Genomic DNA, 15818 nt, shown 5'->3' with positions numbered 1-15818 from the left:
ATCCTCATCAATGCATGCTGGGAAGCAGCAGTATCGATCGATGACGCGGACCTGATCCTCTTCAATACCTGTTCGGTGCGGCAGCATGCCGAGGACAGGGTTTTGGGCAGGATCTCCAACGAAATGCACCGCAAGCAAGCCAAACCGCAACTGAAGATCGCCGTGTTGGGATGCATGGCGCAGAGAATGGGGCAGAGGCTACTGGAAAAAGGGAGCGGGGTGGACCTCGTGGTGGGGGTCGATCAATATCGCTTGCTGCCCGAATTGCTTGAAAATTCTGGCCAGATGGAGATCGAGCTCGATCCAGCACAGATCTATGACCAGCTCGATCCCTTGCATCAAAGCAAAACCTGCGCCTTCGTGACCATCATGCGGGGCTGCGACAACTTCTGCTCATATTGCATCGTGCCGCATGTGCGGGGCCGGGAACGCAGCCTTCCTTTCAAGCAGATCGAGGCTGAGGTGAGGCGCTGCGGTGATCTTGGGATGAAGGATGTCACCTTGCTGGGTCAAAACGTCAATTCCTATCAGCATGAAGAGTATGATTTCCCCAGGCTGCTAAAGGAATTGAACTTAATCGACTCCATATACCGCCTGCGCTTTATAACCTCCCATCCCAAGGACCTTTCGGAACAACTCATTGAAGTCATGGCCACAGGTAATAGAATCTGCCATCATATCCACCTGCCCATGCAGAGCGGCGATGATACGATCCTTGGCCTGATGCGGCGAAAATACAGCATCGAACACTATCTGGGGTTGGTGAACAAGCTTCGTAAGGCTATGCCGGACATAGCTTTAACCACAGATATAATCGCCGGTTTCCCGGGCGAAACGGAGGCCATGTTTGAAAACACACTCCTGGCCATGCGAACTGTCGGTTTTGATTACGCGTTCTGTTTCAAATACAGCGGGCGCGAAGGAACTGACGCAGCTACTCTTCCAAATCAGGTACCTGAGGCGGAAAGACTGGCTCGCCTGCAAAAAATGATCGAATTGCAGAGGGAGATCACTAAAAGTAAGTTTTCCGCGAAAATCGGCTCGGTCGTTGAAGTGTATGTGGAAGACATCAGTAAGAAATCCGCTGAAATGGTTTCCGGGAAGACCCGGGATTTTAAAATCGCGGTTCTCAGCGGAACCAGAAATGACATAGGCACGCTCAAATCGTCGCGCGTAATCAAAGCGACAGCCGGGACCCTGATCTGTGATTGATCAGGCGTACAAAACTGTAGATAAGACATGTTATGTAAACTTGCATACACGAAACCCAAGACATTGGCAGGCAAGCCACTCTCCCCTGCCGCTGTCGAGTTTCTTTAAGGAGCCTTTATGAAAAGCATGACCGGATACGGGAAAGCAAAACTGCAGCAAAACGACATAGACCTGGAGATCGAGATCAAGTCGATCAATGGAAGATATCTTGATCTGCGCCTCTATCTGCCGAGGGAGATCAGCTTTTTCGAATTCACCATACGCAAGCGCCTCTCCTCTGCCCTCTGCCGCGGAACAATCGAAGCCAGGGCCTCCTACACGGACCATCGCGAGCCCAAGATACAACTGAACAAGACCAAGCTGCTCAAATACTATGAGATTGTCCAGAAAGCTCGCGAGATAACCGATCTTGCTGATGACATAACTCTGGAATTCCTGCTCAATGAGCCTGGGATCATCGAATCGGCCAACAACCTTGATGAGGACCCGGACCTGAATCGACTGCTAAACGCAACCCTGGAGCAAGCTCTGCTGGAGCTGGACAAGTCCCTTTCGGCAGAGGCGGACAATATCCGCAATACACTGAGGGAATCTACTCTCAAGATGATGACAGCCCTCGTTGAGATCGAAGCTGAGCTCAAGCCCTACAAAAAAGAGCTGTTTGAGGGCATGAAGAGCCGCACTGCCGAACTACTAAAATCCAACAACAGCGAAAACCTGGAGCAAAGGCTGTTTCAGGAATTGGCGCTCTACATCGACAGGTATGACATCCATGAAGAACTTTCACGCCTGCGCAGCCATATTGACACGCTGAACAGCACCATGGCTAAAGAGGGGGATACGGGAAAGAGCCTCAATTTCATCCTGCAGGAAATGCAGCGCGAAGCCAATACCCTGGGCTCCAAGTTTTCCACCAGCCGTACCTTTCCCCACATCCTGGTGCTCAAGGAAGAGGTTGAAAAATGCCGGGAGATAGTGCAGAATGTCGCCTGAGCCACTCCTGTCCTGGCGTTCCTGGCCCTTTGTCGAAAGGCCCAAAGAATCCATTCTGTTGGCAGCTTTCCTGCTCTTCCTGGCCTATTTTCTCTGGCAGATCGCTGTGGTACAGTGGCAGCAACCCTGGTTCTATTTTCTGGGCATGCTGTTGGTTTTGGGCAACCTTCTCCCCTATTTCATCCCGGCCACCTATGAACTCTACGAGTATGAGATCGTCATCCACTATCTGGTGGTCAAGATAACGCGCAGGTATACCGATTTTGGCTGCTTCTACAGCGACAAACGGGGTATCATGCTCAGCACATTCAAACTGCCCAGAAGACTGGACGCCTTTCGGGGCCAATCTTTACGCTTTTCGAAAAATCAGGCCGAGAAGGAGCAACTGATCGAGATCCTGACCCGGAAAGTGGGCAAGCAATATTGAGGTTAAATTTGAAGAATTCAAACATCAGCGAACGCGTTTTGGCCCATTTCGACCAGAACAACAACTCTCCCCTATCCTATAACGAACTCGTCTATCAACTGAAACTTACCAAGAAAGAAAAATCGCTGCTCTCGGAAACCCTGCAAGCCATGTTGTCCGAAGAAGTACTGTTCAAGCAAAGCAGGAAGTTCAGACTGAAACAGAAGAAGCAGGAACAGCCGAAGCAGGGAAAGGCTGAAGCCGCCACCAGCCCGCGCCTGATCGAAGGCATATTTGATGCCACGCCTCTGGCCAAAAACCAATCCTACGCCTTCGTGCGGACCGAAAAGGGCGACTTTTTCATCAGCGCTGAGGATACCCTCAACGCCTATCACGGTGATGTAATCCTGATCGAGCCGCATTACCGCAAGGGAAAATCGGATTATGCCTACGTGCGCAGGATCGTGCGCCGGGCCAACGAAACGCTGGCTGGCGACATCCGGGCCAGCGGCAACCGCTCCTATTTCATCAGCAGCAACCTGAAGATCCACAACTGGTTTGAAATCAGCGAACTGGGCGGAGCGCAGGACGGCCAGAAGGTCGTTCTGGAGGTTAGCAACTGGGGCAATCCCGTGCTGGGGAAAATGCCGGTGGGCAAGGTGGTTGAGGTATTGGGCACTTCCGGTGATCCGCAGGTCGAACTCATGGCCGTGATCAGGCAATACCATCTGCCTCTGGAATTTCCGGAGGACGTACAGGCCGAAGCCCAGGGCGTGTCAGAAGTAATTTCCGCGGACGAGATCGCGCGCCGCACTGACCTGCGCGAGCTGTTCACTTTCACCATAGATCCCGCATCGGCCAAGGACTTTGACGACGCGATCTCGCTGGAAACAACTTCCAAAGGCTGGCGCCTCCACGTGCATATAGCGGATGTGGCCCATTACGTGAACCCAGGTGGAGCGATCTTTGCCGAGGCTGCCAAACGCGGCAACAGCTTCTATTTCCCCAAGAAAGTGATCCCCATGCTTCCGGAGATCCTTTCCAACAAAGTTTGCAGCCTTCGTCCCGACGAAGACAAGCTTACTCTAACGGTTATCACCGAAATTGACGCTCAAGGCAGGACCCTGCAGCAGAAATTGGTGGAAAGCGTCATCCGCAGCGATTTTCGCCTCAGTTACGAGGAGGTCGACACTCTCTTTGCCGGCCAGCCCAGCGATCTATCGGTAGAACTGAAAGACGCCCTGAACGAATCCCGCATGCTTTCCGCCCTGCTTTCCAAAAAAAGGCTGGCAGAGGGATACATCCATTTCGACCTGCCCGAATTGGAGTATGAATACGACGACGAAGGCCTGATCCATAAATTCAATTTGGCCGAGGAAACCGAATCCCATAAACTGATCGAAAACTTCATGCTGGTGGCCAATGAATTTGTGGCCAAGAAATTGACCCAGGTCTCCCCCACCACGATCTACCGCATCCACGAGGATCCAGATCAGGACAAGATCGAAAAGCTGGTTGATTTGCTATCTCATTATGGAATAAGCTACTACGAACGGGAAAACCCCAACGCCTCGCTGCAATATCTGCTGCTTTCCCTGCCCGGTGCTGAATATCACAAGGTGTTTGACCGGATCATCCTGCGCAGCATGAAAAAGGCCAAGTATTCCACAGAGCATATCCGCCATTTCGGCCTGGGCATGGAAACCTACACCCACTTCACCAGCCCGATCCGCAGGCTTTGCGACCTCATCATCCATCACCTCTGCAAGGTCCATGTCCTGCGCAGCAGCAAGGAGAAATTCAGCGCTCAGCAGATCCACCGCCACGCCGTTGCCGCTTCCGAGCAGGAATTACAGGCGGACCAAGCGGAACGGGATATTGAGCGCAACTACAGCATGGCCTACATGAAAAAACAGGTGGAGGGAAAATTCAGCGGACTGGTCATCTCCGCCAAATCGAGCGGTTTGATCGTGCGGCTGAATGAGATTCCCATCAACGCCATCCTCAAAGTGGACCAGCTACCCCCGGGAAAATGGAATTACAAAGACAGGGAAATGAGATTTGTAAGTGCTTCCAATAATAATTATTTCCAGCTAATGGATAAAGTATTGGTTGAGATAATGGACGTTAGTGATGACATATATTTGGAACTTCAGCAGGTTCCAGACGCGCACCAGCATCTGGCGCAAATTTCATATCAAAATGACAAACCCAAACCGGATAATAGATTACGAAGTTCCAAGGGTGGCAGGCAGAGAAATGCTGTTGACGTTAAGCAGCCCCGCAAAAAAAGTGGCTCTAACAGAAATCGACGCAGAGGAAAAAGATGAAGAAGCCGATCGGGATATTCGACTCCGGGGTGGGTGGCCTGACAGTTTACAAAGCCATCCGGTCAGCCTTTCCGGAAGAAGACCTCATCTATTTTGGGGACACGGCCCGGGTGCCCTACGGTCCCAAATCCCCCAACACGGTGATCGAGTATTCGGTGCAGAATTCCCGCTTCCTTTTGCAGAAAGGCGTCAAGATCCTGATCGTGGCCTGCAACACTTCCTCCGCCGTGGCTTTGGAGCATTTGAAGGACCTGACCGGTATCCCGGTGATCGGAGTAATCAACCCCGGGGCTGAAATGGCCTCCCAAAAGACCCGCAACCAGCGCATCGGCGTGATCGGTACCGAAGGCACCGTACGATCGGAAGCCTATACCCGGGCAATCACCCAGATCCTGCCTGAAGCCCAAGTCATCTCCAAAGCCTGTCCCCTGTTCGTGCCCTTGGTCGAGGAAGGCTGGCTTACCCATCCCAGTTCCCGGGACATTGTGCGCGAGTATCTTGATTTTTACCGCGGAGAGCGGATCGACACCCTTGTCCTGGGCTGCACCCACTATCCCCTGCTCAAGGAACTTATCCAGACCGTTGTGGGGGAACAAGTTGCGCTGGTGGACAGCGCGGACGCAATCAGCCACTACCTCACCCAGCTTTTGCCTCATGAATATGACGGAACATCCGGCAGGGATGAGTTTTACGTGAGCGATAACGAAGCCAAGTTCGCCCAGATAGCGGCCCGCATCCTGGGCTGGCAACCTGAGCAATTGCGCCGGGTTCGTCTGTTTGAAAGCTGGTTTGAATAAAACAATTACCATCATAGGAGAGTATAAATGACGCCATTGATCCTGACTGCCGCCATCACCGGGGCGGAAACCACCCGCGAGGACCAACCCAATCTGCCCATCACGCCTGAGGAACAAGCCCAGGACGCGAATGCCTGCTTTGCGGCCGGGTCGAGGGTGATCCATTTGCATGTCCGGGACGACGCCGGCAACCCCACCCAGAGCATGGAGCGGTTTGCCGCGGCCATAAAGGCAATCAGGGCTGCTGTGCCCGAGGTCATCATCCAGATCAGCACCGGAGGCGCTGTGGGCGAAGCTTTCGACAAAAGACTGGCCCCGCTCAGCCTCAAGCCGGACATGGGAACCCTGAACGCGGGAACTCTCAATTTCGGCGACGATGTTTTCATCAACCATCCCCGGGATATAGTCAGGCTGGCAGAGGCTTTCAGAGAGTATCAGGTGGTGCCGGAGGTGGAGGTCTACGAATCCGGCATGGTCGATTACGTTGCCAAGCTGGTCAAGAAAGGCATCATCAGCCACACACCGCTGCACGTACAATTCGTTCTGGGCGTCCCCGGCGGGATGAGCGGAACCCCCAAAAACGTGCTCTACATGGCGGATCACCTCAAAGAGGAAATCCCTGGAGCAACCTGGGCCGTGGCCGGGATCGGCAGATGGCACATTCCCGCGTCTCTGACAGCCATGGTCAACGGCGGGCACATCAGGGTCGGCTTCGAAGACAATATCTACTATCACAAAGGCGTGGTCGCTGATTCCAACGCCCAGTTGGTGGCTCGCATGGCCCGGATCGCCGAAGAGATCGGCCGTCCGCTGGCCACTCCGGCCCAGGCCCGTGAAATTCTCGGTTTATAGGATGCATCAATGGTTTTAAGCGATAACGCATTGAAAGTTTTGGAGCGGCGATACTTCAGGAAAAATGACGCCGGCGAGACGGTCGAGGACTGGAACGCCATGATCGGCCGCGTGGCAGCCAACATCGCCCAGGGCGACGAAGACAAGGAACGCCGGTATTTCGCCCTGCTGGATTCCGGATACTTTTTGCCCAACTCCCCCACCCTGATGAACGCCGGCAACGACCTGCAACAGCTTTCCGCCTGTTTCGTGCTACCCATCGAGGACAGCATGGACAGCATCTTTGAGACGGTCAAGAACGCCGCCCTGATCCATAAAAGCGGCGGAGGCACAGGATTTTCCTTCAGCCGCCTGCGCGAAGCCAATGCCCGGGTGCGCTCCACCAACGGGGTTTCCAGCGGCCCGCTCTCCTTCATGAAGGTCTTCAACGCAGCCACGGACGCCGTAAAGCAAGGCGGAACCAGGCGCGGAGCGAACATGGCCATTCTCAACGTGGACCATCCCCAGATCATGGATTTCATCACCTGCAAGGAAAAGACCACCGAACTCACCAATTTCAACCTCAGCGTGGGCATCACCGAAGCCTTCATGCAGGCTGTGAATCAGGATGAGGATTACGACCTCATCTCCCCGAAAACGGGCGAATCCAAAGGCAAGATGAACGCCCGCAACGTGTTCAACATGATCGTGGAGATGTCCCACAAGAACGGCGAACCGGGAATCGTCTTCCTGGACAAGATCAATGCCGCCAACCCCACTCCCCACATCGGCCGGATCGAATCCACCAATCCCTGCGGCGAACAGCCCTTGCTGCCCAATGAGGCCTGCAATCTGGGTTCGATCAACCTTGCCCTGCTGATCAAAGACGGCGACGTCGATTGGGAGAAACTGCGCGAGATCGTGCGCCTGAGCGTGGATTTCCTGGACGACGTCATCGATTGCTCCAAATTCCCCCTGCCCCAGATCGACGAGATGGTGAAGGCCAACCGCAAGATCGGGTTGGGTGTGATGGGCTGGGCCGATCTGCTTTACCAGCTTGAGCTTCCCTACACCAGCGACGAGGCCGTGGCCCTGGCTGGGGAACTGATGGAATTCATCGATTTCGAGGCCAAGCAACGCTCGCTGGAACTGGCCGCTGACAAAGGCAGCTTCCCCAATTTTCCAGGCAGCATCTACGCCACGATGTCCCTGGAACGCCAGCCCCTGAAGCAGGATTGGCAGAAACTGATCAAAGACATCAAGAATTCCGGCATCCGCAACTCCACCCTCACGACCATCGCCCCGACCGGAACGATAAGCATGATCCTGGATACTTCGGGTGGGATAGAACCGCAATTTTCCCTCGTCTACATCAAAAACGTCATGGACGGCGAAAAGCTGCTCTACGTTAACCATTGGTTCCAAAAGGCCTTGGAAAGGGAGGGCCTGCTCAGCCAGGAACTCCTGGAAAAGGTTTCGCAGAGCGGAACGGTGGCAGATCTGGAGGAAGTCCCGGAGCACATCAAACAGGTGTTCCAGACCGCCCATGACATCAGCCCGGAATGGCATATCCGCATGCAGTCCGCCTTCCAGAAATACACCGACAATGCCGTCAGCAAGACCATCAATTTCCCTCACGACGCCACGCTCGAGGATATCCAGATCGCCTATGAGATGGCCTACCAGCTTGGTTGCAAGGGGATCACGGTCTACCGCGACGGCAGCCGGGAAAACCAAGTTTTGAGCACGGGAACTTCCAGCCCGGACGGCGAAAAGAAAGTCGCGCCGCGCAGCAGGCCGGAGGTGACCCATGGCGTCACCCAGCGTCTGGAAACCGGCTGCGGCCACATGTATGTGACCATCAACACCGATGATAAAGGCCCCTGCGAGGTTTTCGTGCAGATGGGCAAGGTCGGCGGTTGCGCTTCCGCCCAATTGGAAGCCATAGCCCGGCTGGCCTCATTGGCCCTGCGTTCCGGCGTCAAGCTGGAATCCATCATCCGCCAGCTTAAAGGGATCCGCTGCCAATCACCGATGTGGCACAAAGGCAAGATGATCACTTCCTGCGGCGACGCCATCGGCCAGGCTCTGGAAACCTTCCTCAAAGCCTACTCCCTGGGAGACCTGCAAGCCGTCCAGCTCAGCTTGGAAGATGGTCCGGCGCCAATTGTCCCCGGGGCCCAAACCTCGGTTGCCCTCTGCCCGGATTGCGGATCCTCGATCGAGCACGTGGAAGGCTGTCTGATCTGCCCGGGCTGCGGATGGTCCAAATGCTAATAGATTATACAAACCACTTTATTAGGAGCGAATATGCACTGTAAATACTGCGATGCCCGGCTGGCCAAACATGATCTCTGGTGTTCAAACTGCGCACACCAGACCCAGGTGGTGAACAAAGACCTGTCTTCCTGGGCAAGCTTCAACAGAACCTGGCAAAAGTTCAAGGAGTTAAAAGGTCAAAATGTTCCCGCGTCAGCTTTTACGATACTGACAAGCGTCATCCCTCTGCTTGTCCTGTTATATGTATTGAAAGGATTCGGAATATTGGATCTCAATGAAGTTAATGAAACTGGCACATTATTGTTAAACCTTCTTATTATATATGTAATCGTAACTCCTTTTGTGGGAATGTTTTTACTTCCATTCAAAGCCGTATCCAAAGTAAAAGGGCATCTGGTTAAGATCAGGGATATTTTTGGCGAATTCAATCATAGCCCACAATATGGCTTGCTCGCTGTGATCAGTGTCCTGTATTTCGTGGTTATATACCTGATCTGCTTTGGCTTGCCCAATTTCGGGGGCGATCCCATCCTCCGACTGGTCTGGCTGGTTCTGGTCAATTATTTCTTCGCCGTATTCCTGCCAGTCCCGATTTTGATGGAACGCAAACAGGTCAATCCCTGGAAAGCGTTCCGCATTTCTTACAATTATTTCCATGTTGTCCGCTGGCAAATGTATTTGCTCGCCCTGATCCTGGCTGTGATGAATACCATCGCCTTCGCCTTGTTCATTGTACCAATACTGATAACGCTTCCCCTGTCTTGGTTCGCGATCCGGGATTACACAGATCTGGTTCTGGAATACGAGATAATCCGGGAGCCTAAATAGAGGCTTGGCCGATGACTAAAAAAGAAATCGTCTCCCTGGTCATTCTGGCGCTGGTTATCTCCTACGGCGCCTGGAACTGGTTCAACCGATCCTATTCGGACACCAGGATGGACCAGGATCTGCTGGACACGGTGGTGGTGATCTCGGCCAAGTCCAAGAGCAAGAATGTCGGTGCCCAGATCGATTCCGTATTTTCCTATATTCGCACTTTCGAGGACAAATTCGACGATTACGATCCCCAGAGCTGGGTATCCCGCCTCAATGCCAGTTCCGGCCGGAGCTTCCCCATGGACCCAGACGCCTATGAACTGCTCTGCCTGGCGGACAGCCTCCACCAAACGACAGACGGCGCCTTTGATATCAGCGTGCGGCCGCTCTATGAGCTTTGGGGCTTCAGCCAGCTCAATGCCTCGCCCTCAGACACTTTGCAGCTCGTCCCGCCTGATTCTCTGGCCATCCTGGAAACCCTCGGCAGAATTGGTTTTGCGCGGATCAGATATGACGCAGACTCCATCACCCTGCCTCCCGGAATGGAGATCAGCTTTGGGGCCCTGGCCAAAGGTTACGCTTTGGATAAGGCCCGCGAGCTGATGCGGGAACATAAATTCATCAGCGGCCAGATCGACTGCGTCAGCAGCATGACTTTCTTTGGCCAGAAGCTTGCCCAGGTGGTAAGCATCCAGCATCCGCGCCCCGAACCCCAGAGGGAAACGATCGGCAGCTTCCGGATCAAGAACGGCTCGCTCAGCACTTCCGGCGACTACCAGCTTTATTTCGAGCACGAAGGACGACGCTACCACCACATCATCGATCCCAAAACCGGTTATCCGGTTCAGAACATCTATTCCGTGACGGTCATCAACCCTTCCGCGGCCTGGGCGGACGGCCTTTCCACCGCTCTGTTTCTTCTGGAGCCCGAAGCGGCGATCGAAGCACTGAAGCGATATCCGGACAGCAATGCCGTCATATTCTACCAGGAAAATGGCGACATCGTGGCCCTGAAAAGCCTGGGCATGAAAGAATTGCACTGGCGGGAACAGCCGTGAACATCCCCGATCTCCAGTCCCAGAGCGATCTCCGCAGCATCAGCATCGACAAGGTCGGGGTCAAGGGCATCCGCTATCCGATCGTGGTGGAGGACCGCGAAAACCAGCTCCAGAAAACCATCGGCGACCTGAACATCTATGTGGAGCTCCACCACAGCAAGCGTGGCACCCATATGTCCCGCTTCCTGGAGGTTCTGAACCGCTATCATCAGGACAGCATCATCGGCCAGCTTGACAAGCTGTTGCTGGAACTGAAATCCCTGCTGAAAGCCGACGCGGCCTACATCGACATCAGCTTCCCCTATTTCATGGCGAAGCAGGCCCCCGTCTCGAAAAGCGAATCGCTGATGGATTACCAATGCTTTTTCAACGCCTCGTTCAAGGATGATTACGAGCTCTGGATCGGGGCCGAGGTACCCGTCACCACGCTTTGCCCCTGCTCCAAAGAGATCTCGGATGGCGGCGCCCACAACCAGCGTTCGCTTGTCACGATCAAGGCGCGTTATCAGGATTTCGTCTGGCTGGAGGAGCTGATCGCCATCGCCGAAGAGGCCGCGAGTTGCCCGATTTATCCGCTTTTGAAGCGCCGTGACGAGAAGTTCGTGACCGAAAAAGCCTATGCCAATCCCAAGTTTGTGGAGGACATCGTGCGCGAGATCACCCAGAAGCTGGAGGCCGATCCCCGCATCCTGGAATTCTACATCGAATCGGACAACTTTGAATCCATCCACAACCACAACGCCTACGCCATGGTGTATCGCAGCCCCAAAAGCTGAACCGGCCGGAATTCCGCCTTGCCCCACACTCAACTGATCAGCCCCGCCAGTTCCGCGATTCTGCCCAACGGCCTCAAATACATCGTGCAGGCCGATCCCGCCAATCCCTTGCTCTGCCTGCAGCTCTACGTCAAGGTCGGCAGTGCCTGGGAAAGCGCTGCTGAAGCCGGCTACTCCCATTTTTTGGAACACCTGGCCTTCAAGGAAACCCATCTGTTCGGCTACAACCAGATCATGCGCCACGTGAACTCCCTCGGCGGCTCGATCAACGCCTACACGGATTTTGACTGCACCTGCTACTACCTGCTCCTCCCTTCCGAATTTCTCGCGGAAGGCCTGAAAGTATTGGCCGAGCTGGCCATCCACGCCTCTTTCGACGGCGAGGATGTAGCTCTGGAAAAGGATATCATCATCGAGGAGCTCAAGCAGTCGGAGAACGATCCGGAGACCGATTTTCTGGATTTCGTCCAGCTTTCCGCCTTCCGGGAAAATCCGCTCAGCCAGCCTGTCTTGGGAAATCTGGCCTCGATCCGCTCCGCCAGCCTGGCCAAACTGAAAAAATTCCACCGCGCCCACTACCAGCCGCGCAACTCCTTTCTGGTCATCGCCGGGGATGCCGGTTTCGCTGAAGTAGCGCAGCAGGTCGGATACTTGTTCGGAGCCTGGGAAAACAGCTCGGAACCCAGCCCTGTGGATCACTCCCGCTGGTTGGAACCGGAGCTGCCCCCCGCTCCCCGCGCCTGGCGGAAAAATGCCACGGAATTCCTCGCCTACGTGCTTCCTGAGCTCTGCGACACCCATCCGGACAGCGATCCGCTGCTCATCGCCATCCGCTATCTGGCGATCGGCCGAAGTTCGCGCCTGTTCAAACGCCTGGTGGAGGAGGAAAAGCTCGCCTCCGAGGTCAAGGTCTCTTCCTTTTGCGGCGTCCTCAGCGGCGTTTCGGCCATCGCGATCAATCCTCTGCGCCGGGATTTCGTCACCCGCATCCACGCCATCTTTTTGGAGGAATACCAGTCCCTGCTGGCCGGAAAGATCGATCCCCTGGAATTGGAGCTGGTCAAGAAAGACATCATCAACACCTGGCGCTACGGCTTTGAGGGCATGGAAAACCTGGCCAACATGATCGGTGCCGAGGAATTCATCGCGGGCTATGAAAAGCTTTACACTTATGACCAAAAGGTCCTCCCCATCAGCCCGGCGGAAGTGCTCCAAAGCATGCGGAAATACTGGCAGCCCCAGCAACTGGCCCTGATCCACCAATCCCCCCGCCCGGCCGCTCTGGAGATAATCGCCCCCCGCGCCAGGCGCAAGATCAAACCCCTGCCCAAAGCCAGTTTGGAAGACGCTTCCCTGGACCAGGGCCTTGATCTGCCCTCCGCCGCGAAGCTCAAACAGGTGGCCCCGAATCATTACACAGCCGTTCTGCCCAACGGGATGAAATTCCTCTATCGCCATCTCCCCCGGCGCCCCATCAGCGGATTTGCCCTCGCCACGGACGTCTGCCAGCTTTCCGAAAACCTTGCCCAGCGGGGCTTGAACTATCTCTGTTCAATGGCCATGCTCCATTCAACCGAACTCCATGATTTTTCCGAGCTGCTCCGCCTTTCCCGCGAACACGGGCTAAGCATCAACGTGGAGCAGCAAACGGACGCCACGATCTTCCGGGGCAAATGCTTCCACGCCGAGCTGCCCGTCGCCCTTTCCCTGCTGTCCGAGATCGTTTCCCGCCCCGCCTTCGAGCCCGGCTATCTCAGGCTGGTCAAGGGCGCAACGATCGACATGCTCCGCCGCGACAGGCAAAACCCCGCCAGCCACGCCTTTTTCCGCTGGTTCAACATGCTGGTTGGCCCCAACAGCCCGCTGGGCCGCTATTCCGGAAACATCAGCGACCTGCTCCGGCATGGCCGGAATGACGTGCGAGGCTGGTTTGAATCCCGATACACCCCCGAACGCTACAGCCTGGCCGTGGTGGGGTCCAACGCTCCGGAAGAAGTGCTGGGGCTTGTTTCCGGGCTATTCCGGCAAAAGGTGAAGAACCTGCCCCGGCCGGATGATCCCCCCTTCTCCCCTCTTCCCCTCAAAACCAGGCAGATCAGGGTGAACAGGTCTTCCGGCCAGGCCATCATCCATCTGGGCGGATTTGCCCCGCCAGCCAGCGACAGAAAGCAAACCACCGCCTTCCACATCCTGGCCCAGATCCTTGGCGGGGACATGGATTCCCGCCTCTTCAACCTCATCCGGGAAAAATACGGCTATGCCTATCAGACCGGCTTCGACTACAGCTGCGTGAGCGGCCTTGGCTACTGGTTCGCCTATTCCTATTGCGATCCGGACGACCACAAACCCTGCCTCAAACTGATGCGCGAGATCCTGGCCGATGTCTGGCAAAACGGGGTCACGGCCGAAGAATTGCTCCACGCCCAGAACTACCTTTGCGGAATGAGCCGCTTCGAGCTGGAAAGCGCTTCACTGCAGGCCGTGCTCATCTCAACCCTGAGCGCCCTCGGCTACGAGCCGGAGTATTACTTGAGGCGCGAGGAACGCATCCGCGCCGTAACTTTGGCAGACATCAGCGCCACAGCCTCCGCCTGGCTCCAAAGCTCCAACCAATGGGCGAATATCCTGCTATGACCACCCTCGGCATCGATATCGGCTCCCGCAACACCAAGATCGTTATCTTCGATCCCGGGCAGCAAAAGATCCTTTTCTCCGGCTGGAGCGGAACCGACGTCAATCCCCTGGTCTCGCTGCAACGCTTGCTGGACGAGGCTTTGCGCCAAACCGGGAGCTCCAGCTTCGCCGCCACCGGCTGCACCGGCTATGGGCGCAAACTCTACCAGCAGCCTGCGCGGATCGTCTCTGAAATTTCCTGCCATGCCGCCGGGGTGCTTTTTTCCCATCCCGAGGCCAAAACCATCATCGACATTGGCGGCCAGGATTCCAAGATCATCACCCTCGGAGAGGACGGCAGAGTGAGGGATTTCGTGATGAACGACAAATGCGCCGCGGGAACGGGGCGCTTCCTGGAAATGACCGCCCTGCGCCTGGAATGCCCTCTGGAAGAGCTTTCCCGCCTCGCAGAACAGGCCACCCAAGAGCCGCGGATCTCCTCAACCTGCGTGGTCTTTGCCGAAACCGAGATCATCGGCCTCATCGCCCAGAACGAAAGCGCGGCAAACATCGCCCGCGCCGTCCATGAATCCATCGCCGGCCGCGTGCTGATCCAGCTCAGTTCCCTGGAATTCCACCCCCCCGTGGTCTTCACCGGCGGAGTTGCCCAAAATTCCGACCTCGCCAACTGCCTGGCCCAACGCCTGGGCATGGAAATTGCCGTTCCGCCTGATCCGGAGATCACCGGAGCCCTGGGCGCGGCGCTCATGGTAGCCAGATGAAAGCAGACTATCACATTCATACACAATATAGTTGCGATAGCAATCTTAAAGCAGAGTCTCTGGTCGATAAGGCTATCTCACTCAACTATGATCTGATAGCCATTACGGAACACCTCGACCTCTTGCCTCAGGAACTCGCCCGGTTCGGCCTGCCCTCTTTCGCCCAATACTCCCGCCATATCGATGCCCTGCGGGCCAGCCATGCCTCTTCCCCACTCCGGATCGTGATGGGGGTGGAGGTCGGCGATTTCCAGCGGGTCAAGCCCCAGGCCGACACGCTGTTGGAACAGATCAAACCGGAATTGGTGCTCGGAGCGGTCCATTTCCTGAGCGACCACAGCAACGTGGCCGTGCCCCTCAAAAAGCCCCTTACGCCAGCCCAGATCACGGATTATTACACCCAGAACCTCGAACTGGTCAAAACCTGCGATATCCACGCCCTGGCGCATCTGGGCGTCTACAAGCGCTATTACACCCAAGTGCCCGATGAGAGCCATTGCGAAGGCCTCCTGAAAGAGATCTTCCAGGCCATGATAGAGCGCCAAATCGCCCTCGAGATCAACTTTTCCGCCCTGCGCAAGCCCTACCTCCACCTTTTGCCTGAAAGCCCCCAGATCGAGCTCTATCGAAGCCTGGGAGGCGATCTCTTCACCATCGGAAGCGACACCCACCTGCTGGAACATTTCGACCTGGGTTACGGCCAACTCCCCGCCTGGCTTTTCTCCGGCGAGGTCCGCTTCCCCCTCTGAACAGCTCTTCTCCAATCTGAACATCTTCCCCCTTTTTCCCGATTCACCCGCCTCTTGCCCGCCTCCCGCCGAGTACCCGCCGGCTGGGCGGGTGGTCAGTGAGTGGTAAGTGAGTGGCGGGTGAGGTGGGGAAGAGGGGGCAATTACGCTCAATTACGCTCAATTACGCAAGGGG

General features: G+C 55.6%; 13 protein-coding genes. All 13 read left to right on the top strand.

The window, feature by feature from the left end; genetic code table 11:
* Positions 1-1212, top strand: a 1212-nt coding sequence (gene miaB, locus K0B87_06955; GenBank protein ID MBW6514476.1) for a tRNA (N6-isopentenyl adenosine(37)-C2)-methylthiotransferase MiaB, incomplete at its 5' end; no start/stop codon positions are given.
* A gap of 117 nt (positions 1213-1329) precedes the next feature.
* Positions 1330-2205, top strand: a complete 876-nt coding sequence (locus K0B87_06950) for a DUF1732 domain-containing protein (GenBank protein MBW6514475.1) — start codon at positions 1330-1332, stop codon at positions 2203-2205.
* Positions 2195-2632, top strand: coding sequence for a hypothetical protein (locus K0B87_06945; protein MBW6514474.1), 438 nt, complete (start codon positions 2195-2197; stop codon positions 2630-2632). Before K0B87_06950 ends, K0B87_06945 begins: the two co-directional genes overlap by 11 nt.
* Positions 2633-2640: 8 nt before the next feature.
* Entirely contained in the window at positions 2641-4941 is a 2301-nt protein-coding gene (locus K0B87_06940) for a VacB/RNase II family 3'-5' exoribonuclease (protein MBW6514473.1), read from the top strand.
* Entirely contained in the window at positions 4938-5738 is an 801-nt protein-coding gene (murI, locus tag K0B87_06935; GenBank protein ID MBW6514472.1) for a glutamate racemase, read from the top strand. Before K0B87_06940 ends, murI begins: the two co-directional genes overlap by 4 nt.
* Positions 5739-5765: 27 nt before the next feature.
* Complete coding sequence (locus K0B87_06930) at positions 5766-6590, top strand: 3-keto-5-aminohexanoate cleavage protein (protein MBW6514471.1); 825 nt, start codon at positions 5766-5768, stop codon at positions 6588-6590.
* 9 nt (positions 6591-6599) lie between these two features.
* Positions 6600-8846, top strand: a complete 2247-nt coding sequence (locus K0B87_06925; GenBank protein ID MBW6514470.1) for a vitamin B12-dependent ribonucleotide reductase — start codon at positions 6600-6602, stop codon at positions 8844-8846.
* 33 nt (positions 8847-8879) lie between these two features.
* A complete protein-coding gene (locus K0B87_06920) occupies positions 8880-9677 on the top strand; it encodes a hypothetical protein (protein ID MBW6514469.1) in 798 nt (265 codons plus the stop codon).
* A gap of 11 nt (positions 9678-9688) precedes the next feature.
* Positions 9689-10723, top strand: a complete 1035-nt coding sequence (locus K0B87_06915; protein MBW6514468.1) for an FAD:protein FMN transferase — start codon at positions 9689-9691, stop codon at positions 10721-10723.
* Positions 10720-11499 (top strand): GTP cyclohydrolase FolE2, encoded by a 780-nt coding sequence (folE2, locus tag K0B87_06910; GenBank protein MBW6514467.1) that lies wholly within the window; start codon positions 10720-10722, stop codon positions 11497-11499. Before K0B87_06915 ends, folE2 begins: the two co-directional genes overlap by 4 nt.
* 18 nt (positions 11500-11517) lie before the next feature.
* The gene (locus K0B87_06905; GenBank protein ID MBW6514466.1) at positions 11518-14133 is read left to right on the top strand and encodes an insulinase family protein; all 2616 of its coding nucleotides are present in this window, start codon (positions 11518-11520) and stop codon (positions 14131-14133) included.
* Positions 14130-14894, top strand: coding sequence for a 2-hydroxyglutaryl-CoA dehydratase (locus K0B87_06900; protein ID MBW6514465.1), 765 nt, complete (start codon positions 14130-14132; stop codon positions 14892-14894). Before K0B87_06905 ends, K0B87_06900 begins: the two co-directional genes overlap by 4 nt.
* Positions 14891-15643 carry a histidinol-phosphatase HisJ family protein gene (locus K0B87_06895; GenBank protein MBW6514464.1) on the top strand — a complete coding sequence of 251 codons (753 nt, stop codon included), beginning with the start codon at positions 14891-14893 and terminating at the stop codon, positions 15641-15643. The genes K0B87_06900 and K0B87_06895 overlap by 4 nt, the downstream gene beginning before the upstream one ends.
* Positions 15644-15818 lie beyond the last annotated feature (175 nt).

The sequence above is a fragment of the Candidatus Syntrophosphaera sp. genome, assembly GCA_019429425.1.
GTDB lineage: Bacteria > Cloacimonadota > Cloacimonadia > Cloacimonadales > Cloacimonadaceae > Syntrophosphaera.
Note: the sequence above shows the minus strand (reverse complement) of the source record. Positions and strands in the feature narration are given on the sequence as shown.